The organism is Desulforudis sp. DRI-14 (assembly GCF_052618305.1).
This window is the reverse complement of record NZ_JBQXEZ010000010.1, coordinates 51,121-70,984: the sequence shown is the minus strand read 5'-3', so window position 1 is coordinate 70,984 and position 19,864 is coordinate 51,121. Positions and strand designations below refer to the sequence as shown.

Here is a 19,864-nt window from a genome sequence, read left to right as displayed (position 1 = left end):
AGGTGACAGGGTTTCTCTCAACCCATCGGCCCGGCAGACATGCCCGGCAAACAAAGAAGAGAAGAGCGGCGGCTCTCCTCTTCTTGAATAGTAAACAGACCTTTTTTATTTTTTTAGCGTATCGAGGCCCATTCCCTGGCCCTCGTCACGTTGTCCGTAAGGATGGCCCCGGCCAGGACCTCGTCCAGGGTTTTGACAGGAATGACCTCGATCCCCCGCATTAACGAAAAGAGGTCCTGGTAATTCTCGTGAGGAACAAAGACCTTTTTGATCCCCGCCTTCAAGGCGGCGTCGACCTTGGCGACGATCCCTCCCACCGGCTTTACGCGTCCATGAATGGAGACCTCGCCCGTCATGGCAACCTCGTTGGATACGGGAACGTTGACGGCTGCCGAATAGATGGCCGTAGCGATGGCGACTCCCGCTGACGGGCCGTCCACCGGCGTCCCGCCGGGGAAATTGACGTGGATATCGTAGTTGGCGGGATTCAACTTGACCGAGCAGCGCAAAGCGGTCAAAACGTTCTCCACCGCGCTCCGGGCCAGGCTCTTGCGCCGGATGGCCCGCCCCGCCCCGTTGATCTGCTCTTCGTCGACCACCCCGGTCACCGTCAGCTTGCCCTTGCCCTTAACCACCGGAATGGCCGTAGCCTCGATTTCCAGCAGCATCCCGGCATTGGGCCCGTAGACGGCCAGACCGTTGACCTGCCCGACCGCCGGCTTCTTAGGCGCCTGCTTGTCGGGACGGGGCGTGTACTGCCCGCTCTGAATGACCCACTCCACGTCGACGACCCTGACCGTATCGCGGCCCTCGGTGAGGGCGACCCCGGCCGCCAGCTGGACGATGTTGACGGCCTCCCGCCCGTTGGTAGCGTACTTCTTGATGATCTCAACAGCACCGTCTTCCAGAACAAAATTGATTTTCCTTACGGCGTTGAGGGCGATGACGGCGACGTCGTCCGCCGAGAGAGGCCGGAAGAAAATCTCCATGCACCGCGACCGGATGGCCGGGGGAATCTCGTGGGGCATCCGAGTGGTGGCCCCGACCAGGCGGAAGTCAGCAGGCAAACCGTTTTGAAAGATGTCGTGAATCCAGTTCGGGACGTTGTGGTCCTCGGGGTTGTAGTAGGCGCTCTCCAGGAACACCTTGCGGTCTTCGAGAACCTTAAGGAGCTTGTTCATCTGGACGGGATGCAGTTCACCGATTTCGTCGAGAAACAGGATTCCCCCGTGGGCCTTCGTAACCGCACCGCATTTCGGCTGAGGGATTCCGGCCATGCCCATCGGTCCGGCGCCCTGATAAATGGGGTCGTGGACCGAACCGATCAGGGGATCGGCGATCCCCCGTTCGTCAAAGCGGGCCGTAGTGGCGTCGATTTCGATAAACTTGGCGTCATCCCTGAAGGGAGAATGTTTACTCCGCTTGGCCTCTTCCAGGACGAGCCTTGCAGCCGCAGTCTTACCGACACCGGGCGGGCCGTACAAAATAACGTGTTGAGGGTTGGGGCCGCAGAGGGCGGCGCGCAAAGCCCGGAGTCCCTCATCCTGGCCGATGATTTCGGCGAACGATCCAGGGCGGGTCTTCTCGGCCAAGGGTTCGGTCAGGGATATGGCCCGCAGTGCCCGCAACCGCTCAATCTCCTTCCGGGATTCCTTCTCGACGGCAACCTTGCTTCCTTGCTGGCTCTTCAACAGGTTCCAGAAATACAGGCCGATGATTACTCCGAAGAAGACCTGTATAATCGTGATTATTCCGGGTATACTGGCGAATTCGTGCACTTCTTGGCCTCCAGTACTTTTTCTTCCTCTTATTAAGTATGACAAGATCGGCGACCTTTTATATCGCTGGGCCGGTAAAAAGCCCGAGGAACTTCGTTCATCCTCGGGCTTCTTTATTGTACGGCTGTACGGCGTTTAATTTCGTATCATTTACTCAAGCTGTTTTCCAAGGAAGTTGGCCGCTGTTTCAGCCAGCTTCTGTTCAATCTCAGTCATCTGGGCGTTCTTGCCCAGCAAGATCACGCACCCGGCCGCCCGGCCGCCGGCCAGAATGGGAGAGATGACCGCCGAGGTATACTGGTTCATAATATCACGGGGACCTACGAGGGGGGCTTCGTTTTCCTTAAAGCCGCGGCCGATGTTCTGTACGACTGTTTCCTGCCTTTCCATGGCTTGTTCGGCAATCGGTCCGAGGCTCTGGTTGACCAACTGCTTGGATCCCCCTGCTACGGCAATAACGGAATGCTCATCGCAAATGCAGGCGGTATGTGAGGTTGATTCATACAAGGAGTCGGCATATTCCTTGGCATAGGTGGCAAGGTCCCCAATAGGCGAATACTTCTTAAAGATAATTTCGCCGTCTCTGTCCGTAAAAATTTCGAGCGGGTCGCCATCTTTAATACGCAAGGTTCGCCGAACTTCTTTGGGTATCACGATACGTCCCAGATCGTCCATACGACGAACGACACCTGTGGCTTTCATTGAAGCACCTCCCGCTTTTGGCAAATAGTATTTCTGCGGAGAAAGTAAACTATGCTCTCCTAAATTCTAGTACGGCTGTACCTTTTTGCCCCCGCGCGAAGCCCGCCTATCGAACGTAACCATTAATAATGTTGCAATTCAAACTTTGGCTCGGCGAAGAGGGGCGCTGTAAAGCTGACTTTTTAAGTTAGGAATTGCGTTTGGTGGAAGAATTGATTTCTGCAAAACGATATTACCAGCATATTAGTTGGCGAATGAGCGCACTCTATGGCTAGAAGGAGGTGAAAATAAATGCCGCGGAATACGAACCAGCCCGTTAAAGCTGGCGCTGCTCAGGCTCTGGACCAGATGAAGTACGAGGTTGCCGCTGAGCTGGGTCTCGGAAATTACGCTCAGATGAACAAGGGTGACCTCCCCAGCCGCGTAAACGGTTACGTCGGCGGGAATATGACCAAGAAGTTGGTGGCCTTTGCGGAGCAAGCTCTTGCCCAGGGTAACATCGGTGCCATCACCAATGCCGCCCCGCTCGAGCGGCCCCAACAGTCTTAACTTCCCCTGACATCCTGTAAATACGGAAACCTTGGGAGAACAGGCGGTGGCCGCCGTCCTGTTCTCTTTCTTCTGTCAGCTGTCAGCGGCCAAGGGCAGCCACCAGCCCGCCGGCCCTTGTGTAGGAGACACCCCAAACAAAAAAGGCGGTCGTCACAACCGCCCCCCTGGGTAGCATAATTTTTAGCAGCCTAAAGTGCCGGTAGTTTGTCGCGGAGCTTTAGCGTCACTTCCAGGTCCGGCTCCGACATAAGCCACGCAAACCCGAACTTCAACAACGCCACATCGTCCTGCAGTTCCTCTTTCCCGACCCGGGACACCTCAAAAGCTTCAAGGAAGACGGGGTCAAACACAAATTCCCTGAAGCGATCGACATCGTAACAGGCCATATAAACGAGCCGGCTTAGGTGACGGTCCAGGAAATCCAGTCCCGTAAGCTTGAACCGGCCCGGCAGCTGTTTAAACAGGGCTTCGACTTCCTCGTAAACGTCCAGGCCCTGGTCGGCCATCCATCCGGTCACGGTCCACTCCTCCGGCTCGTTGAGCCCCAAGCAAAATGCGCTGTCAAAAACAAAGGTATAGGTCTCCGGGCCTTTAATGTCCACCGGCGCCATGCGGCAGGACCAGGGCCGCTCGTCGTAAACCCGGCAGCCTTCCGGGCCAACAAAAGGACACCTCAGGTCCTCCCCTTCCCTCATCTTCAACTGCACCAGCGGGATCCCGGCTTCGTGGGCCAAAAGAGTGTATTCCTGCAGAAATTCGCTGGAAGACACGCCCAGCTTTCTCTTCAAGCGCAACACGTCGTAGGGCGACAGGAAAATGTTCACGTCCCTGCAGCAACTGCCAAAACAGGCCAGCCCTCTGTGACAGGAAAAACAGAACCTGCCGTCGGCCGATAGAATGGAGTCTCTTCCCTGCTTGCCGTTTATCGTCGTCCAGCCCCCTTACCCGATCGTTAGTTAAACAGGCAGCCGATTCGTTTTCTATCTTACTTAACCCGGACCCTTTTGTCCACCGGCCTTGATGCGGAACCCACAGCTTGCTGGCATATTCTGGATTTTGAAGCATAGGATTTCTTAGAAAGGGAGGGGACTGCCCGTGATAAACATTTTAACAAGAATGATCGAGGCGTTAAAAACGCCGGCCGAAAAGATAAGGATGCGCGTTAAACTTCTGTTGAGACGTAAGGACGTGCTTATCCCCGGCATCGATACCGAGGAAAGCCAGGTCGTGATCACCGTCCGCCAGGCCGTCGCCGAACTCCGCGAGGCCGAAGAAGCCTTCCACGAAGTCGACCCCCACCATCAGGAGGCCGCTTTTCTGCGCCTGGCGTGCACCCGCGAACAGTTGAACAACCTCTTCGTCGAGGCCAAGGCTGAAGGCGTTACGGCTAAATTCGTCTACACTTGCAAGGGCCGGGAAAACGGCAGAAATTATCTTTATTGCTAGATTGTTTCGGGATGCCGGAGGGCTTCCCGAAACGTTCCCCCTCTTTCTCGCCCTGTTTTTTGCCAAGCACTCCCCTCCTTTCGTACGGCTACTATTATTAAGCTTCCCTTTGATAAGCCCGACTTGCCTGACTTCCTTTTCCACGTCTGCCACTATTCCCCGGGTATGCCTCCTCCGGGGGTTCAAATGCTAATAGTGTGTTGAATGCTAAAACCAGCATCCAGCCTGGAAATCTTCCTTAAATAGAGGTGACCCACCGCTTGGCCTTCCTGGATGCCGTCAGGAAATACCTGTTGTTCCGAGAACCCACCGAGCCTGAACTTCTTTTCGAAAGCGGGATCGAAGACCGTCTCCTGGAAGCTGAACGATTGCTGGCTGATTCCGGGACGGATCATTCCGCCCCTGGACAAGGTTCCCGTAGGTCGCGGGAACGCAAAGTGCGCCGGGTCGGCAGCCGTAATGTCAAAGAAGGCTTGGACGGCGTAAACAACCAGGCTGAAGGGAACAAGCAGTCCCAGGACGGCGATGCCGTCGTCGAAAACGTTCAGGGGCAAGCCCGTCAGACCCGACAAAAGAAGGATCAACGGCAGTTTGAAGAGATGCTGGCCAAGATGGAAGCCGACCGCACGCTGACGGGCATCCTGGATGCAGAAATCAAGCTATTCGAGGATTTAGAGTACAACCAAAAAATTCTCGAAAAAATCTTCCGTAAGCCGACCAACGTTGACCCGGTTTTTCGGCCCCTGCTGATTAACCACGACCCGCCGGTTAAGGCGCTGATCGTCTTTATCGACGGCATCGTGCAGGGCAGCGTCATTATCAGCGCGATCCTGAGGTCCTTGATGCTCCAGGCCTCCCTGCGCAAGGACGACGCTCCCCCGGAAGACGAGCCTCGAGGAGACAGGCGTCAGCCGGTTAAGGCCCCGCCGGGATTCTTGGACCGGGTGATGCGGGCCCTCGTAGCCGGTCACCAGGTCTCCACCGTCAAGACCTTTAAAGAAGCAGTCAACGAGGTCCTGAACGGCAATACGGTCCTGATCATTGATGGGCTTGACAAGGCGCTGTCCATTGAAACCAAAGGCTTCGCCAACCGTGGGGTCGGGGAGCCCAAAATCGAAAACGTCATCCGCGGCCCGCACGAAGCACTCGTTGAACAGATCCGCGTCAACACCGGCCTAATCCGTAAGATCCTGCGCCATCCGTCCCTGGTTACGGAGTTCGTCAAAGTCGGGGACGCCTCCGACGCCCAGTACGCCATCATGTACAGGGACGACATCGCCAACCCTGCCTTGGTCAAGGAAGTCAAGCGCCGGCTCAGTTCGCTAAAGGTGGACTTTCCCAATGAGAGCGGCATCCTAGAGCAGCTCATTGAGGATTCGCCCTATGCCCTGGCTCCCCAGGTCCTGGCTACCGAACGGCCCGACCGGGTGGCCGCCGGCATTATGGAGGGCAGGATCGCCATCCTGGCCGATAACAGCCCGTTCGCCCTCGTTGTCCCCGCTACCCTCTTCACGATGATGCAGAGCGGGGAGGACGCCTACGTAAGGTGGCCGTACGGCAGTTTTACCAGGCTGGTGCGGTGGGTTGGCCTGGCTATGGCCCTTTTCCTCCCCGGTTTCTATGTAGCCGTGGCCACCTACCACCAGGAATTTATCCCGACCGACCTGCTCCTGGCCATTACCGGAGCCCGGGAACGTGTCCCTTTTCCCACGATCGTTGAGGTGCTGCTGATGGAAGTAGCCTTCGAACTCATCCGTGAGGGCGGCATCCGCATCCCCGGCACGATCGGCACCACCCTGGGCATCGTCGGCGCTTTAATCCTGGGCCAGGCCGCCGTGGCCGCCAATATCGTCAGCCCGATCCTGATCGTGATCATCGCCGTTACCGCCCTTGGCGCCTTCGCCATTCCAAACTACGCCTTTTCTTTGAACATAAGGCTCCTGAGGTTTGCCTACACCCTCGCTGCAGCGGTGTTCGGCATTTTCGGGATGATCTTCGTCCTCTTCTTACATGTGGGGGCGCTAACCAACCTGAAGTCGTTCGGTGTGCCCTTCCTCGCCCCGCTCGTCCCGGCTACTAAAACTTCGCCGGACTGGTTCCTGCGCGGGCACGCCTGGCAGCAGGAAACCAGGCCCGATTACGTCGACCCGCTGTCCACAAAACGCCAGCCCGCGGTAAGCCGCTGGTGGTCCAGGAAAGGAGGCAGCGAGGATCGTGCCTAAACAACTCGAGAACCCGCGCATCGGAGTCAAGGAGGCCATAGCCGTAACGGCCCTTTTTATTGGGGCTAAGGCCTTTCTCTCTTACCAGGTTCCGCTCTACCACTACGGCGCCACGGCAACCTGGATGATTCCCGTTTTACACGTAGCGCTGGCCTTTGCCGCCCTCTATCCCCTGCTCTGGCTCCTCGACCGTCATCCCGACAAAAACATCATCCAGATCGGGCAAGAGATGATCGGCCCTTATGGAAACGCAGCCCTGTCAGCTTTTTTCGTCGTTATTTTGATTGCCTTAACGGGAATTACCCTGCGCGAGTTTGGCGAGCGTGTGGTCTCGGGATTTCTTCCCGACACCCCCATCAGCATGGCCGTCCTGCTCTTTATTGTCGCGTCAACTGTCATTGCTTTCCTTGGTTTTGACGCCATCGCCCGGTCAGCCTACATTTTCGGCATCGCCATCGCCGCGGGCTATGTTTTGTTAATTGGCCTGTCCATTCCTTTTTGGCGGCTGGACGCCGTATTCCCCCTGGGAGGAATGGGGGCAAAGTCCATAATCACCGGCGCCGTTATAACCTCCGGGGACATGGTTGAAATTTTCATTCTTGGTTTGATCATCAGCTTTGTGCCCAGGAATGCCATCAGGAAAATAAGTTACTGGAGCATCGGTATCGCCGGGGCGCTCCTGGCCTCGAGCACCCTGGTGGCCCTGCTGGTTTTCACCTACCCGGTGGTTTCGGAAATCAATATCCCCACGTTATTGGTATCGCGCATTATCAACATCGGCCGCTTCCTACAGCGTATGGAAGTGATTTTCGCGCCGGTCTGGATGCTGTCAGCCCTCGCCCAGATCAGCCTGGGCATCTACCTGATCTCCTCGGTGACAACTTACGCGCTGTGCCTGCCTTATAACAGGCCCTTCATCCTCCCCGCAGCCGTAGCCGTCACCGCCCTGGCCTTCGTCCCCAACAACGTGGCCGAGGCCTTATCCTGGGATATCGGGATCATCCGGCGCTACACCTTTTTCGCTGTAGGTGTGCCCCTCGTGCTGCTCTACGGCCTAACGATTCTGCGCGACAGGAAAGGGGGCGACCGAGCTGAAAAACAGCAGGAAAATAGCTAGGGGACTGTTGACTGTCCTAGTGATCCTTTCCCTCTCCGGGTGCTGGAATTACCAGGAACCCGATGAGATCGCCTGGGTCCTGGCCCTCGGCCTCGACAAAGGCCGGCAAAATGTCCTGACCATGACGACCGTCGTCGCCGTCCCCAAGGCCATCGGGAGCGGCGGCCAAGGCGGGAACGGAGGCGGCGGAAAGGGCTTTTTTGTTGTTTCAATGGAGGTCAATACCATCCTCGAAGGTCTTGAACTGCTAAACGCCTTCGTGGACCGGCGCGCCGACCTCTCCCACACCGCCTGGATCGTCTTCGGCCGGGCGCTGGCCGAAGAAGGCATCGACCGTTACTATGCTCCTCTAGCCCGGTTTCGCCAATTCCGCCGCAACAGCAGCATCCTCATTACCCAGGGGAGGGCGGCCGACCTGCTAAAAAACGGCAAGCCCATCCTGGAAGACAACGTCGGTAAATACTACCAGCTCCTGCAGCAGGGTTGGCGGTTCACCGAATTTATTCCCCGGGATACCTTCCACGATTTCTACATCGCCTCCAAAACCCCGGGGGTGGGAGCGGTAGCCAACCTCGCAGCTTTGCAGGATAAAGATGAACAGGACATTTTTCCGAACAACAGGCCCAAAGACAAGGGGGCATACTACGCGGGGCGGATCCCCCGGCAGGGTGGTGGCAGGCTGGAGATCATGGGCGGAGCCGTCTTCAGAGGCGGGAAGATGGTCGGCATCCTGGACGCGGACGAGATGGGCTTCGTCAAAATGGTCCGCGGGACCTTCCGCCGCACCATCCAGGCCGTTCCCGACCCGAAGCATCCTGACAAGTACGTCATCGTGGAAGTCAAGCCCCGCACCAGAGCCGAGGTCAGCGTCGATGTTGAAGGCGACGTTCCGCATATTGCGGTCCGCATTCCCCTTGAAGGAGACATCATCAGTATCCAGAGCGGGGAGAACTACGAACGGGCGAGCCGCATCCCCCTGGTCGAAAGGAGCGTCGAAGACTATCTCAACCGGGAATTGAGAGCGACCATCGCCAAGACTCAGCAGTGGGGAACAGACGCGTTTGAATTCAGCAGCAAGGCACAGAGGCAGTTCTTCACCTGGAGAGCCTGGAAGGTTTACGACTGGGCCAGCAGGTACCCCAACGCTATCGTCGACGCTACTGTGGACTTCCGGGTCAGGCGTGTCGGCCTGCTCCATGAAACCATTCCTATACGCGAGTAATCAATCCCCGGAACGGAGGAGGCATATCCGGTGCTGAAATTTATTATTGTGCTCGTTACGCTGCTCATCGCCGTGAACACGGCCAGTTACGGTCTCTGGGCCTGGAAGAACGGCAACAGGTTCGGCGCCGTGGGCGTCTGGGTCTGGGCCTGGATCACCCTGATCGCGCCGTGGGCCGTCTGGCTGACCAATGCCCTGCGCTCGCATTAAATGACAAGGATAAAATATTGGGGATAAAACGGGATGAATAAAAAGGAACTCCTGGCGAAATTAAACTGGTTCTACAGCCTTGAAGTTGAACAGGTAGACCTGTACACGAGTCAGGCTCACGCTATGGACGACGTTTATCTGCAAAAAACACTGGCCCGCATTGCGATGATCGAGCAGCAGCACGTAGACAACATCGCCGCCGAGATCCGGCGCCTCGGAGGTGAGCCCACGCGGCTGGGGGACGTCGTTGCCCCCCTGCTCGGGAAAGCTGCAGGCACCCTCACCGGCGCCCTCGGGCCGGAAACAGTCTTAAAGGCGGATATTACGCTCGAAGAGAAAGCGATGAAGGACTACAAGGACCTCATCCTGAGAGTGGGGAACGACGAAAAACTTTTCAGCGTCCTCTGGGACAACCTGATCGACGAGGACCTGCACACCGCCTGGTTTGCCAACAAACTAGAAGAGCTCAAAAAACTCCACTGATAAAAAGCCCGCTCAGCCGGGTTCTGCCAGACACTTTAAATCAGAGGAAACACTATCCTTGTCTGCAGTTCATTTTCCGGTGTTTCGGAAGGGTCATTCAAGTAAAACTCGTAAACAACCCCGGCAGGTGTATGTCCATTCTCCTTGATCCATTGCATTAGGGTATGGTAGGCTGGTTCGACCTTGTTGTACGGGCCGACATGCAGGCAAACCGCACGTTTTCCTGCAGGGATTTCACCAGACTTAATCTCATTCTTGCGATTAATTCGCAAGTGTAGGCCTCTTGATTACCTCCTTTTTCATTTGTTCTAGAAGATCTTACCATAATTAAGACGCAATTAATACTTTTTCAAGCACCCACACTTAATAAAGTATGTACTTGCCTAAACGACAAGAGAGACCGCCCGGGGTGACCACCGGGCGGTCTCTCTTTCAGGGAGCGCCTACATAGCGCCCTCTTTTTTCTGTTTCTTGCTGCGCTCCACCGACAGGATGATCGGCGGCTCGCGTTTCATGATAGTTTCATCCGAAATCACGCACTTCGCAACGTCACCGCGGGACGGGATATCGTACATCACGTTAAGCATGATCTCCTCGATGATGGCCCGCAAACCGCGTGCTCCGGTGTTCCGGCGGATCGCTTCCTTAGCGATAGCCCTCAGTGCCCCATCCTGGAACTCCAAGGTCACGCCGTCAAGCTCGAAGAGCTTCTCAAACTGCTTCACCAAGGCGTTGCGGGGCTCGGTCAAGATACGCACCAGGTCTTCCTCGGTCAGCGGCTCAAGGGTGACGATAACCGGCAGGCGCCCGACGAACTCGGGGATCAAGCCGTATTTAAGGAGGTCCTGGGGAAGAATCTGCTTTAGGACTTCGCCCAGCTTCTTATCCCGTTTCATCGCCAGTTCGGCGCCGAAGCCCATGGTCTTGTGCACGGTACGAGCCTGGATGATCTTGTCGATGCCTTCGAAGGCTCCGCCGCAGATGAACAGGATATTCGTCGTATCCAGCTGGATAAACTCCTGGTGAGGATGTTTCCGGCCGCCCTGCGGAGGCACGCTGGCCACCGTGCCCTCCAGAATCTTCAACAGCGCCTGCTGCACTCCCTCACCCGACACGTCGCGCGTTATCGAAGGGTTCTCGGATTTGCGGGCGATCTTGTCAACCTCGTCGATGTAAACGATGCCCTTCTCGGCTTTCTCTACATCGTAGTCGGCGGCCTGAATGAGCTTCAGCAGGATGTTTTCCACGTCTTCACCGACGTAACCCGCCTCGGTTAAGGAAGTAGCGTCGGCGATGGCGAAGGGGACATTCAGGAAACGCGCCAGTGTCTGGGCCAGGAGCGTCTTGCCGGAGCCGGTCGGCCCCAGCATGATGATGTTGGACTTTTGCAGTTCGACATCGTCGATCTTCCCGCCAAGGTTGATGCGCTTGTAGTGGTTGTAGACAGCAACCGCAAGGCTCTTCTTGGCGTGATCCTGCCCGATAACGTACTGGTCAAGGTATTCTTTGATTTCCTTGGGTTTGGGAATATCACGCAATTCCAAACCCAGGTCTTCGGTAAGTTCCTCTTCGATGATCTCGTTGCAAAGCTCGATGCACTCGTCACAAATATAGACACCGGGACCGGCCACCAATTTTTTAACCTGATCCTGGAGCTTGCCGCAGAATGAACACTTTAGCTGGCCCTTCTCGTTAAACATCAGTACCACCTCTCTTACTCGGGCTTCTTGCGGACAGCTATCACCTCATCTATAATACCATATTCCTTGGCCTGTTCGGCGGACATGAAAAAGTCACGTTCGGTGTCGCGCTCGATGATTTCCAGCGGCTGTCCGGTGTTCTTGGCCAGCAATTCGTTCATAATCTGCCTCGTCCGCAAAATTTCCCTGGCGTGCAAGTCGATATCGGTGGCCTGACCCTGGACCCCGCCCATCGGCTGATGGATCAAGATCCTGGCGTAGGGCAGCGCCGAACGCTTGCCTTTTGCTCCGCCGGCCAGCAGGAAAGCGCCCATGCTGGCGGCCTGACCAAGGCAGATCGTCGCCACGTCAGGTCTGATATACTGCATTGTATCATAAATGGCCATCCCGGAGGTAATGACCCCCCCAGGGGAGTTGATATAAAGGAAGATGTCCTTCTCCGGGTCCTCGGCTTCCAGGAACAGGAGCTGCGCGATGACGAGGTTGGCTATGTGGTCGTCAATCGGCCCCCCGATGAAAACAATACGGTCCTTAAGGAGCCTCGAGTATATGTCATAGGATCTCTCGCCTCTGGCCGTTTGTTCCACAACAATAGGTACTAGGTAACTCATGCTTTCACTCCTTTTGAACAACATCTTATCTCAATGGTCCTTGCCCTAAAAGAGGCAAAGGTTGCCTAAATTTGTCACGGCCCCTACGGGGCAACGACAGGCAGTTCCTTAACTTCTTTTATATTAGCATTATCGACCAGGAACTGAACCGCCTTTTGCCTGACGAGGGTTCGGCGAATCCCGTCCAGCGCGCCCCGTTCTTCCAGGGCTTTCTTTAACTCGCCCTTGTCCTGCCTGTAATACTGGGCCAGCGTCTCGATTTCCTTGTCGACCTCGTCCTCGTCCGCGGTAAGCCCTTCGGCCTTCCCTATGGCGTCGAGAACCAGCTCGGCCTTTACACTGAACTCGGCCTGGGGACGCAGGTCCTCCAGCATTCTTTCCCGCGACGAGTTGGTCAGCCGGAAATAGTCCTCGGCGGTAAGCCCCTGATCGCGGATCGGGCTAAGCTGCTCATCCAGTAAAGATTCCGCCTGGCGTTCCACCATAACCTCCGGCACCTCTACTTCGGCATTGGTCACCGCCTTCTCCAGAAGACCGTTCCGGACAGCGGCCTCCGCCCTCTCCTCGGCCTCTTTCTGTAGCTTTTCCCTCGTATTCGCCTTAAGTTCCTCCAGAGTATCAAACTCGGAAACGTCCTTGGCAAATTCGTCGTCGAGAGGAGCGACTTCCTTGCGCTTGATCCCCTTAACCGTGACCTTGATGGTCGCCTCCTTGCCGGCGACCTCAGAGGCATGGTAGTTTTCGGGAAGCCTCATCGTCGTCTCGCGGGTCTCCCCGATCTTCATCCCCGGGAGAATATCATCGATTTCCTTGCTTAAGAATCCCATCCCTGCCTCAACCGTACGGTCGGAAGCACTGCTGCCCGGGAACTGTTTTCCGTCCACCGTGCCCTCGTAATCGATGGTTACGATGTCGCCCTTTTGCACCTCTCCGTCATCGACGGTCACAAGCTTAGCGTACCTGTTCTGCAGTTTCTCCAATTCCCTGGCGACGTCGTCTTCGGCAACTTCGGGAACGGGTTTGGTTATCTCCAGCCCTTTGTATTCACCCAGGACGACTTCCGGTTTAACCTCCACCTTGGCTTTGAGGAGAAGGGGTTCGCCTTCTTCCATCTTCACGATGTCAAATTCGGGTTGCCCTATCGGCTCGATGGCAAGCTCACGGACAGCCTCGACATATGTTTCGGGGACAAGTCTTTCGAAGGCTTCTTCCAGAATAGGCTGCTTCCCGTAGTAACGTTCGAAGATCACGCGGGGCACCTTGCCGGGCCTGAATCCCGGTACCTTGGCCGTCCGTACGAGTTTCTTAAAGGCCTGATCCATTGCGGCCTGAACTTTATCCGGTTCAACTTCGATGTTCAATACCACGGTGTTCTTCTCAAGCTTTTCCATCGTTGCCTTCATACCCGAGTCCTCCTCTAATATTCTTGCCATGAATGGATATTACTGTAACTAAGAAGCGTCTACATATAAATATAACCGCTCTGTCTCAATCATTTACAAAAAACAATATACCAGGGGTATCCCTGGCTTCCATCCCACATTATAGCATTCCGCCGGTATCAGCGCAAGCTGGCAGGGAATTTTTTAACAAGACTAGAATCTAAATGAATGTTCAAGGCTAGGCTAAAAAGATGCCCAAGATAATCAGCCCGAGCGCATGCGGTAACCTTACAGATTTCATATGGAAAGGCGGTTTGTCTTGACCAGGGTATTCCGCGAAAACGACCTCGTTATTTTTATCGATCATCAGGGGCGAACCTACCTGCAAAAGCTTAAGCCTGCCGGACGCCTTTCCACGCACCGCGGATTCATCAACCACGCCGATGTCGTCGGCTTGGCCCCCGGCACAGTACTCCATACCACCCAGGGCAAGCAGTTCTCGGTGTTCGCCCCTTCGCTTGTGGACTTCACCATGGGCATGGAGCGGAAAAGCGGCATCATCTATCCCAAAGACACAGCCTACATCCTCTTTTATGCCGACATTTTTCCCGGCGCCCGCGTGGTCCTGGGAGGCATCGGGTCGGGCGCCATCCTCCTCGCCGCAGCCCGGCAAGTCGGACGGGAAGGCTGCGTTACCGGCTATGACGTGCGCGAAGATATGCTCAGCCATGCCCGCCAAAACCTGCAGGCTTTCCTGGGAGAAACTCCACAGGTTACCCTCAAACTAGGCAGTGTCTACCAGGAGATCGAAGAGCGCGATCTGGACGCCGCGATCCTGGACGTGCCCGAACCGTGGGAGGCGGTACCGGCCCTAACCGACGCCGTCCGGCCGGGAGGCTATGCATTGGCCTATACGCCGTCCATCAACCAGGCCGAAAAGTTCAACACCGCGCTGCGCGCCAGCCGCGCCTTTACTTTGACCGAAACCGTCGAAGTCCTTGTCCGGGACTGGTACATCTGGAACAAGGCCGTACGGCCGAATCACCGCATGGTGGGACACACCGGATTCCTCACCCTGGGCAGGCGTGTCGTCGGCCTGCCGCCATACAAGGAAAGCGCGGTTGAGGAAGATCATCGGGAGCAGAGTAAGTAAAACAGGATTCCCGCGCATTGCAGAAGCACGGAGGGAAGACTGTGACACGAGAAGGGCCCCAAAAAACCGGAAACAGGCCCCGGACAGCCCTCGACGGGAAGACCTGGGCCAGGTACTCCATAAGTGTCTGGCATGATGTCAACAAAACCGCCGAGGAGCGACGCATGGGCCATCCCGCCGCTTTTCCCTGCGCCCTTCCGCAGCGTTTGATAGAGGTTTTCAGCCATGAAGGAGACCTTGTGATCGATCCTTTCGCCGGTACCGGGAGCACCCTCGTCGCCGCCGCCCGCCTGGGACGGCGGGCGCTGGGCCTGGAAATCGACCCGTCCTTCGTGCAGTTCGCCAAACAGCGTCTGACGGCGGAGAAACCCGGCCTGGCCGCGATCATCCACGCCGAAGCCGCGCTGTTGCGTAAATACGTCGAACCCAGTTCGGCGGCCTTATGCGTGACATCGCCCCCCTACTGGAACATTTTGAGCCGCAAGAGAACAGCGGATTACCGTCCCGGGCGCGATTACGCCGGTCATCGCGGAGACCTCAGCCGGATCGACGACTACGGTGAGTTCGTCAACGCCCTGGGCGAAGTTTTTTCCGTCGCCCTCCAGTGCCTTAAACTTAACGGCTATTGTGTCGTCGACGTTATGGACCTGCGCAAGAAAAACATCTTTTACCCCTTGCACATTGATTTGACCCAAGAACTCAAAAGGCGCGGTTTTACCCTGGACGACATCATCATCTGGGACCGCCGCGCAGACTACAACAACCTCAGGCCGCTCGGCTACCCCTTCGTCTTCAGGGTCAACAAGGTACATGAGTATCTCCTGATCTTCCAGAAACGCTAGCCCCAAGCACGAAAAATAAGACCCGCTCCCCAGATACGGAAGCGGGTCTTGACTTCGAGGACACTGTGTAATTGGATGTTCCTAGAAAACCTCAAAGATGAAGATAAAGAAGATCAGCAACGCGATGCCCAGGCCCAAAGACCAGGCCATCAGCTTTTTCTCTATGGGAAGCAGGTCGTGCCATTCCTGCGCCTCAAGTTCCGCGGCGACTTGCTCAACACGCTGAGGTTCGGCCACAAAAACCACCTCCTTAATGAGATACATCTTAATAGGATACCGCTGTTAACCGACTACCGGGGGCGTAATGCCGCGGTAGAAGAGCCATGAGATGAAGAGACCGACCCAGAGAATGAAACCAAACAGACAAACGGCGTACACCAGCACAATCTTCCCCATGCCCTCGGCCCAGAGCTTACGCACGTTGGTAACCAGGCCGATGGTGAAGAAGGTCAGAGCAAAGAAGATGCCGCGTAGGGTATTAGCCGATTCCGCCCCCTCCTTGGCCGGTTTGACCAAGTCAGGCGAAGCCAGGCCGACTACCAACAGGATGAGGAAGGTGGCGGCGAAACCGAAGACAAACTTCGGGAAGCGCTCCCAGATCTCCATGGCCGAGACTTTCTCGCCCTTCTGCCCGCCGCCTTTTTTGTCAATACGGTATACCGACCAGATAACGGCCAGAATGAAGGCCCAAACGCCGATAAAGATGTCGATAAAGAGCTTGGTGGTCGTGGCGGCCATGAGCATCCAGCCCTCTTCCCACTTAACGCCCATGACCTCAAGGGCTTTGGCCCTGATCAGAGCATCGGTGATAGCTCCGCTGGCTATGGCACCGCCGTCGCTCTTAACGGCCAAGCCCATCCAGGCGCCGGCGACCATAGGCTCCTGGTAGAGGAAGGCCTGGGCCATCCACGGCAGGATAAGGAGCTCAACGGCCACAAAGACGATAATTACAGCCGAAAGAATAATCGGAACCTGAGGCCGTGCTTTGATAGCGCCGCCGGTGGCGATAGCCGCCGAGACACCGCAGATGGAAATGCCCGAAGCGAGAGGTGCGGCCCATTCAGGGGTCATCTTGAACCACTTGCGGGAAATGACGTAGACAACCGGCCAGTAAATCAAGTAGGCCTCAACAACAGCGCAAAGGCCGCGGATGATGACGGTGGAAGCCAGGTCAAGGGCGCTGACGGCCTTGATGCCGACAGCGGCGCCGAGGATGACGATACCGGTCTTGATGAACCACTCGGGTTTAGCGGCTTCTTGCAGATACTTGCTTAGTCCAAGACAGAAGTTACCAATGAAGAGGCCAACGAGCATAGCTACGATAAAGCCCATTTCCCCGCTTAACCCCAGGGACCACGAAATACCCAACTTCTCAAGCTTATCCTTGGTCGCGGCGATGTAGGCGTAGTGTCCGGCCACCCAGCTAGCGTAAGTCAGAAAGAAGATGATAGTGAACCCGCCGATGTAACGTTTGAGGTTCCAGCCCATTGCGGCGGCGCCGATGGAGGTAACGATGACGAGGAACAGATAGGTGTAGAAAAGCGAGGCGATACCCGAAATTGCCACTTCTTTGGATTGTGGCGCCAGGGCTTTGGAGAGGTCGGTCCAGATGTTAGTTTTGACTGCCCATCCGAGAAGATCAGTACCAAAGATCGGCCCCAGGCCGAGAAGGAAGATAAATCCGCCGAGCCATACCGCCCACCAGTCCTCCAGCCTGAGGAGCGGCGAGCCATTCGATACTCTGCCCTCTTGGGACATTCCTTTCCCTCCCTTATTCTGTTTAAAACATCTAAGAAACTGACTTATTTGGTAAAAACATCTGCTAGGGCGATAGTTTATTCCCCCCTTCTAATGCTTGTCACCCAGGTAATCGTATTAAATTTCACTATAGCACCGTTATTACCAGGTGACTGTCGGTCCGCTGACACTTTAATGTCATCTTGACGACACTTCCAGCTATTTTGATAAAATTTGGAAAGGAAATTGATGCCCACTTAATCCACAGAGAGCATTACGAATCAATAAAAGGAGAGTATTGTCACAAGGAGAGCGTTACCGTGCTCAGAAGATCTATCTTGATCGCTACAATACTTTTGATGCTGGGTACCTTCCTGTGCCTGGCCCTGCCAACGGCCGCAGGCCCGCGCGTGGCCTTTTTTACCGTCGGCTCCCCCCTCTACTTCGCCGACGGCCGCTGGCTGGTTTCCGACGCGCGCCCGTTTGTGGAAGGCGGCCGTGTGTACGTGCCGCTCCGCGCTGTTGCCAGGGCTCTCGGCGTTTCGGACAACAACATTGCCTGGAGCCGCGGCCAGGTTTCCATCATCAGAAACGGCCGGCGCGTCACCCTGCACCAGGAAGGTAAAGCCGGCGTAGGGTTTCAGGTTATTCCCCCGGGCCGCGTCGTTGTTCCTGTGGGTGTAGTCGGGCGTCTGCTGAACTGCGACGTTCACTGGGACCCCAAGACCCGCACGGTGACCCTTACCGACCCGGGCGCCACGACCAAAAGCAGCGTACAGAAGCAAGATCCCGAAAACGCCAAGATAGAAAAAAGTTTTTCGTGGTCGGCCGGCAGTCTGAAGTACACCTGGAATATCACCGTTGACAAAGACCTTTACGATTATTACCACAACCTGCCCCGCCGCCACGAAGTTGTCCCCGGCGACACGCCGGCCACGGCGCAGGCCAAGCTGGACGAGTACCAAAACCAGTTTTACGTCCCCTACGCCACCGAGGAAGGCAACAGCAGGGTGATGGCATCGCTGGCGCCCGGGATCATACCCGCTGATAAAAAACTCAGCGATTACAACAAAGCGCAACTTGTCGTCAGCTTTGTCCAGGAAGCCATTCCTTACGTTAACGACAAACCGGGCGTGGAGTTTCCCAGATACCCCGTTGAAACCCTGATCGAAGGCGGGGACTGCGAAGACAAGGCCGTCCTGGCCACAGCGCTTTTACGCCAGTTGGGATACAAGACGCTGCTCCTGCGTTTCCAGGACCACGCCGCCATTGCTGTCGCCGTTCCCTGTTCGAAAGGCACGTACTTTGAATTCGACGGCGAGAAGTACTGGTTTGCCGAGGTCAGCAACAAGACCTGGCTGATCGGCGAATTGTCAGACCCGGGATACCAGAAGGCGTACCTTTACCCGGTCCCGCTGCCGCAATAGCCGGGTTTTTGCTTGACGCCTGCCGGGCTTCCTGGTATACTAAGGGTTGCGGATTGGCGCTCGGAGTGCTGAATTCACAGGTTTCGGGCTCATTAGAGTGTGCCGCAAGTGCCACGCTCCAAACCGCTTAACGCCATAAGAAGTTTGTGGTGGGCATAGCTCAGTTGGTTAGAGCGCCAGACTGTGGATCTGGAGGTCGAGGGTTCGAAGCCCTCTGTCCACCCCAATTATGTTATTGGGGCGTAGCCAAGTTGGTAAGGCAGCGGACTTTGGATCCGCCATTTCGTTGGTTCGAATCCAGCCGCCCCAGCCACAATACGAGCCATTAGCTCAGTTGGTAGAGCACCTGACTTTTAATCAGGGTGTCGCTGGTTCGAGTCCAGCATGGCTCACCATAATCGAGAATTAAGGCGCCCCTAGTCGGGCGCCTTTTAGTTTGGCACACACCCTTTTAGTTTGGCGCCTTGACGATGCTTACTGCGGAGCCTTATAATAGTGACGCAACCGCGGGCGTGGCGGAACGGCAGACGCGCCAGACTTAGGATCTGGTGGGGAACACCCGTGGAGGTTCAAGTCCTCTCGCCCGCACCAAAGCTTTAAATAAAAAACCAAGGTTTCGGTCCTTAAACCGAAACCTTTTGTTTAAAACGTGGCGATGGATTCCCCGCGCATTCTAAGATGCGCAGTCACCCCCGCCTGTCTATGCTTTCACTTTCTCGTCCAGCCAGTGCAATGTGTGAGCCAACACCAAACCGTATACGGAAGCACCGACAAAGTCCACCGCTGCTGTCGCCAGGTGCACCGGTATCTTGGGCCCCAACTTGAAGAGCAGGGTCAGTCCGTTGAAACCGAACCAGAGGGCCGTCCCGTAAAGCCACCCCTTTAAGAGGTAGTTCCTGCTCGTCGTTAGGGGCAGCAGATAGGCAAAGACTGCGCCCAGAATACCGACCTGAAGGATTTGGATCACTTGGGCAAAGGCCGCCGACAAAAAATTGTGGGGCCTGAAGCCGTACATCATGATTCCAGCCCAGTCAAGATAACGCAGTTCGCCAAGGTTTAGATAGTAAGAAGCAAGGCTGACGACATTCATGGCAACGCCGCCGACCAACCCGGCGACAAAACCCCTAGTCAGCCGGTCCTTGATTTCCAGGTCAAGAAGTCCGTCTCTGGTCGCCAAGTCAAAAGCATCCCCTCTCGCCAAAGTTTCCTGTAGGTAGATTATCCAAATCGGTTGTAAATCTATCCAAGGCGTTTAAACAGATACAGCGCTGTATCCTAAA

At 55.9% G+C, this 19,864-nt stretch carries 20 protein-coding genes and 4 tRNA genes; 14 read left to right on the top strand and 10 right to left on the bottom strand.

From position 1 onward, the window contains the following. Positions 1-113: 113 nt before the first annotated feature. On the bottom strand, positions 114-1,778 hold the full coding sequence (lonB, locus tag ACUM6F_RS07695) for an ATP-dependent protease LonB (RefSeq protein ID WP_425622089.1): 1,665 nt from the start codon (positions 1,776-1,778) through the stop codon (positions 114-116). Positions 1,779-1,928: 150 nt separating this feature from the next. Continuing rightward, positions 1,929-2,480 carry a stage V sporulation T C-terminal domain-containing protein gene (locus tag ACUM6F_RS07690; RefSeq protein ID WP_425622090.1) on the bottom strand — a complete coding sequence of 184 codons (552 nt, stop codon included), beginning with the start codon at positions 2,478-2,480 and terminating at the stop codon, positions 1,929-1,931. A gap of 291 nt (positions 2,481-2,771) precedes the next feature. Here ACUM6F_RS07690 and ACUM6F_RS07685 point away from each other — a divergent pair, with 291 nt between their 5' ends. Continuing rightward, positions 2,772-3,029 (top strand): alpha/beta-type small acid-soluble spore protein, encoded by a 258-nt coding sequence (locus ACUM6F_RS07685; protein WP_425622091.1) that lies wholly within the window; start codon positions 2,772-2,774, stop codon positions 3,027-3,029. 191 nt (positions 3,030-3,220) lie between these two features. Here ACUM6F_RS07685 and ACUM6F_RS07680 read toward each other — a convergent pair whose 3' ends face one another. Then, on the bottom strand, positions 3,221-3,931 hold the full coding sequence (locus ACUM6F_RS07680; protein WP_445348886.1) for a YkgJ family cysteine cluster protein: 711 nt from the start codon (positions 3,929-3,931) through the stop codon (positions 3,221-3,223). Between the two features lie 196 nt (positions 3,932-4,127). Here ACUM6F_RS07680 and ACUM6F_RS07675 point away from each other — a divergent pair, with 196 nt between their 5' ends. From ACUM6F_RS07675 to ACUM6F_RS07650, 6 genes are all read left to right on the top strand, one after another. Then, positions 4,128-4,478, top strand: coding sequence for a hypothetical protein (locus ACUM6F_RS07675; protein ID WP_425622093.1), 351 nt, complete (start codon positions 4,128-4,130; stop codon positions 4,476-4,478). Between the two features lie 248 nt (positions 4,479-4,726). Beyond that, a complete protein-coding gene (locus ACUM6F_RS07670) occupies positions 4,727-6,700 on the top strand; it encodes a spore germination protein (RefSeq protein WP_445348881.1) in 1,974 nt (657 codons plus the stop codon). Further along, positions 6,693-7,817: a GerAB/ArcD/ProY family transporter gene (locus ACUM6F_RS07665; protein WP_445348880.1), complete on the top strand. Its 1,125-nt coding sequence runs from the start codon at positions 6,693-6,695 to the stop codon at positions 7,815-7,817. The genes ACUM6F_RS07670 and ACUM6F_RS07665 overlap by 8 nt, the downstream gene beginning before the upstream one ends. A gap of 7 nt (positions 7,818-7,824) precedes the next feature. Next, entirely contained in the window at positions 7,825-9,039 is a 1,215-nt protein-coding gene (locus ACUM6F_RS07660; RefSeq protein WP_445348879.1) for a Ger(x)C family spore germination protein, read from the top strand. Between the two features lie 30 nt (positions 9,040-9,069). Then, entirely contained in the window at positions 9,070-9,249 is a 180-nt protein-coding gene (locus tag ACUM6F_RS07655) for a hypothetical protein (RefSeq protein ID WP_425622097.1), read from the top strand. A gap of 33 nt (positions 9,250-9,282) precedes the next feature. Further along, positions 9,283-9,732, top strand: a complete 450-nt coding sequence (locus ACUM6F_RS07650) for a demethoxyubiquinone hydroxylase family protein (protein WP_445348878.1) — start codon at positions 9,283-9,285, stop codon at positions 9,730-9,732. Between the two features lie 35 nt (positions 9,733-9,767). Here ACUM6F_RS07650 and ACUM6F_RS07645 read toward each other — a convergent pair whose 3' ends face one another. The 4 genes from ACUM6F_RS07645 to tig form a co-directional block, all read right to left on the bottom strand. After that, complete coding sequence (locus ACUM6F_RS07645; protein ID WP_445348877.1) at positions 9,768-10,004, bottom strand: GyrI-like domain-containing protein; 237 nt, start codon at positions 10,002-10,004, stop codon at positions 9,768-9,770. 171 nt (positions 10,005-10,175) lie between these two features. Beyond that, a complete protein-coding gene (gene clpX / locus ACUM6F_RS07640; protein WP_425619844.1) occupies positions 10,176-11,432 on the bottom strand; it encodes an ATP-dependent Clp protease ATP-binding subunit ClpX in 1,257 nt (418 codons plus the stop codon). 14 nt (positions 11,433-11,446) lie between these two features. Then, positions 11,447-12,043 carry an ATP-dependent Clp endopeptidase proteolytic subunit ClpP gene (gene clpP / locus ACUM6F_RS07635; protein ID WP_425619845.1) on the bottom strand — a complete coding sequence of 199 codons (597 nt, stop codon included), beginning with the start codon at positions 12,041-12,043 and terminating at the stop codon, positions 11,447-11,449. An 83-nt stretch (positions 12,044-12,126) separates the two neighbouring features. Beyond that, complete coding sequence (gene tig, locus ACUM6F_RS07630) at positions 12,127-13,446, bottom strand: trigger factor (protein WP_445348876.1); 1,320 nt, start codon at positions 13,444-13,446, stop codon at positions 12,127-12,129. Between the two features lie 298 nt (positions 13,447-13,744). Here tig and ACUM6F_RS07625 point away from each other — a divergent pair, with 298 nt between their 5' ends. Both ACUM6F_RS07625 and ACUM6F_RS07620 read left to right on the top strand, forming a co-directional pair. Then, positions 13,745-14,578 carry a tRNA (adenine-N1)-methyltransferase gene (locus tag ACUM6F_RS07625; RefSeq protein WP_425619847.1) on the top strand — a complete coding sequence of 278 codons (834 nt, stop codon included), beginning with the start codon at positions 13,745-13,747 and terminating at the stop codon, positions 14,576-14,578. 41 nt (positions 14,579-14,619) lie between these two features. Next, positions 14,620-15,420, top strand: coding sequence for a DNA methyltransferase (locus tag ACUM6F_RS07620; RefSeq protein WP_445348875.1), 801 nt, complete (start codon positions 14,620-14,622; stop codon positions 15,418-15,420). A gap of 81 nt (positions 15,421-15,501) precedes the next feature. Here the strand turns inward: ACUM6F_RS07620 and ACUM6F_RS07615 are convergent, their stop codons facing one another. Beyond that, positions 15,502-15,657 (bottom strand): hypothetical protein, encoded by a 156-nt coding sequence (locus ACUM6F_RS07615; protein WP_425619849.1) that lies wholly within the window; start codon positions 15,655-15,657, stop codon positions 15,502-15,504. Between the two features lie 45 nt (positions 15,658-15,702). Beyond that, entirely contained in the window at positions 15,703-17,178 is a 1,476-nt protein-coding gene (locus ACUM6F_RS07610; RefSeq protein WP_445348874.1) for a putative sulfate exporter family transporter, read from the bottom strand. 299 nt (positions 17,179-17,477) lie between these two features. Here ACUM6F_RS07610 and ACUM6F_RS07605 point away from each other — a divergent pair, with 299 nt between their 5' ends. From ACUM6F_RS07605 to ACUM6F_RS07585, 5 genes are all read left to right on the top strand, one after another. Continuing rightward, positions 17,478-18,584: a stalk domain-containing protein gene (locus tag ACUM6F_RS07605; protein ID WP_445348873.1), complete on the top strand. Its 1,107-nt coding sequence runs from the start codon at positions 17,478-17,480 to the stop codon at positions 18,582-18,584. 149 nt (positions 18,585-18,733) lie between these two features. After that, positions 18,734-18,810: transfer RNA gene (locus ACUM6F_RS07600), tRNA-His, on the top strand. A gap of 10 nt (positions 18,811-18,820) precedes the next feature. Then, positions 18,821-18,897 (top strand) — tRNA-Gln (locus tag ACUM6F_RS07595). Between the two features lie 6 nt (positions 18,898-18,903). After that, positions 18,904-18,979, top strand: a tRNA-Lys gene (locus ACUM6F_RS07590). Between the two features lie 111 nt (positions 18,980-19,090). After that, a tRNA-Leu gene (locus ACUM6F_RS07585) sits at positions 19,091-19,175 on the top strand. A gap of 109 nt (positions 19,176-19,284) precedes the next feature. Here ACUM6F_RS07585 and ACUM6F_RS07580 read toward each other — a convergent pair. Next, positions 19,285-19,761, bottom strand: coding sequence for a DUF6789 family protein (locus ACUM6F_RS07580; protein ID WP_425619852.1), 477 nt, complete (start codon positions 19,759-19,761; stop codon positions 19,285-19,287). Positions 19,762-19,864 lie beyond the last annotated feature (103 nt).

Excerpts from the sequence above, each read along its gene's own strand:
- clpX (WP_425619844.1), bottom strand. The coding sequence starts at position 11,432 with ATGTTTAACGAGAAGGGCCAGCTAAAGTGTTCATTCTGCGGCAAGCTC.
- clpP (WP_425619845.1), bottom strand. The coding sequence starts at position 12,043 with ATGAGTTACCTAGTACCTATTGTTGTGGAACAAACGGCCAGAGGCGAG.
- ACUM6F_RS07685 (WP_425622091.1), top strand. The coding sequence starts at position 2,772 with ATGCCGCGGAATACGAACCAGCCCGTTAAAGCTGGCGCTGCTCAGGCT.
- tig (WP_445348876.1), bottom strand. The coding sequence starts at position 13,446 with ATGAAGGCAACGATGGAAAAGCTTGAGAAGAACACCGTGGTATTGAAC.
- ACUM6F_RS07610 (WP_445348874.1), bottom strand. The coding sequence starts at position 17,178 with ATGTCCCAAGAGGGCAGAGTATCGAATGGCTCGCCGCTCCTCAGGCTG.
- ACUM6F_RS07690 (WP_425622090.1), bottom strand. The coding sequence starts at position 2,480 with ATGAAAGCCACAGGTGTCGTTCGTCGTATGGACGATCTGGGACGTATC.
- ACUM6F_RS07650 (WP_445348878.1), top strand. The coding sequence starts at position 9,283 with ATGAATAAAAAGGAACTCCTGGCGAAATTAAACTGGTTCTACAGCCTT.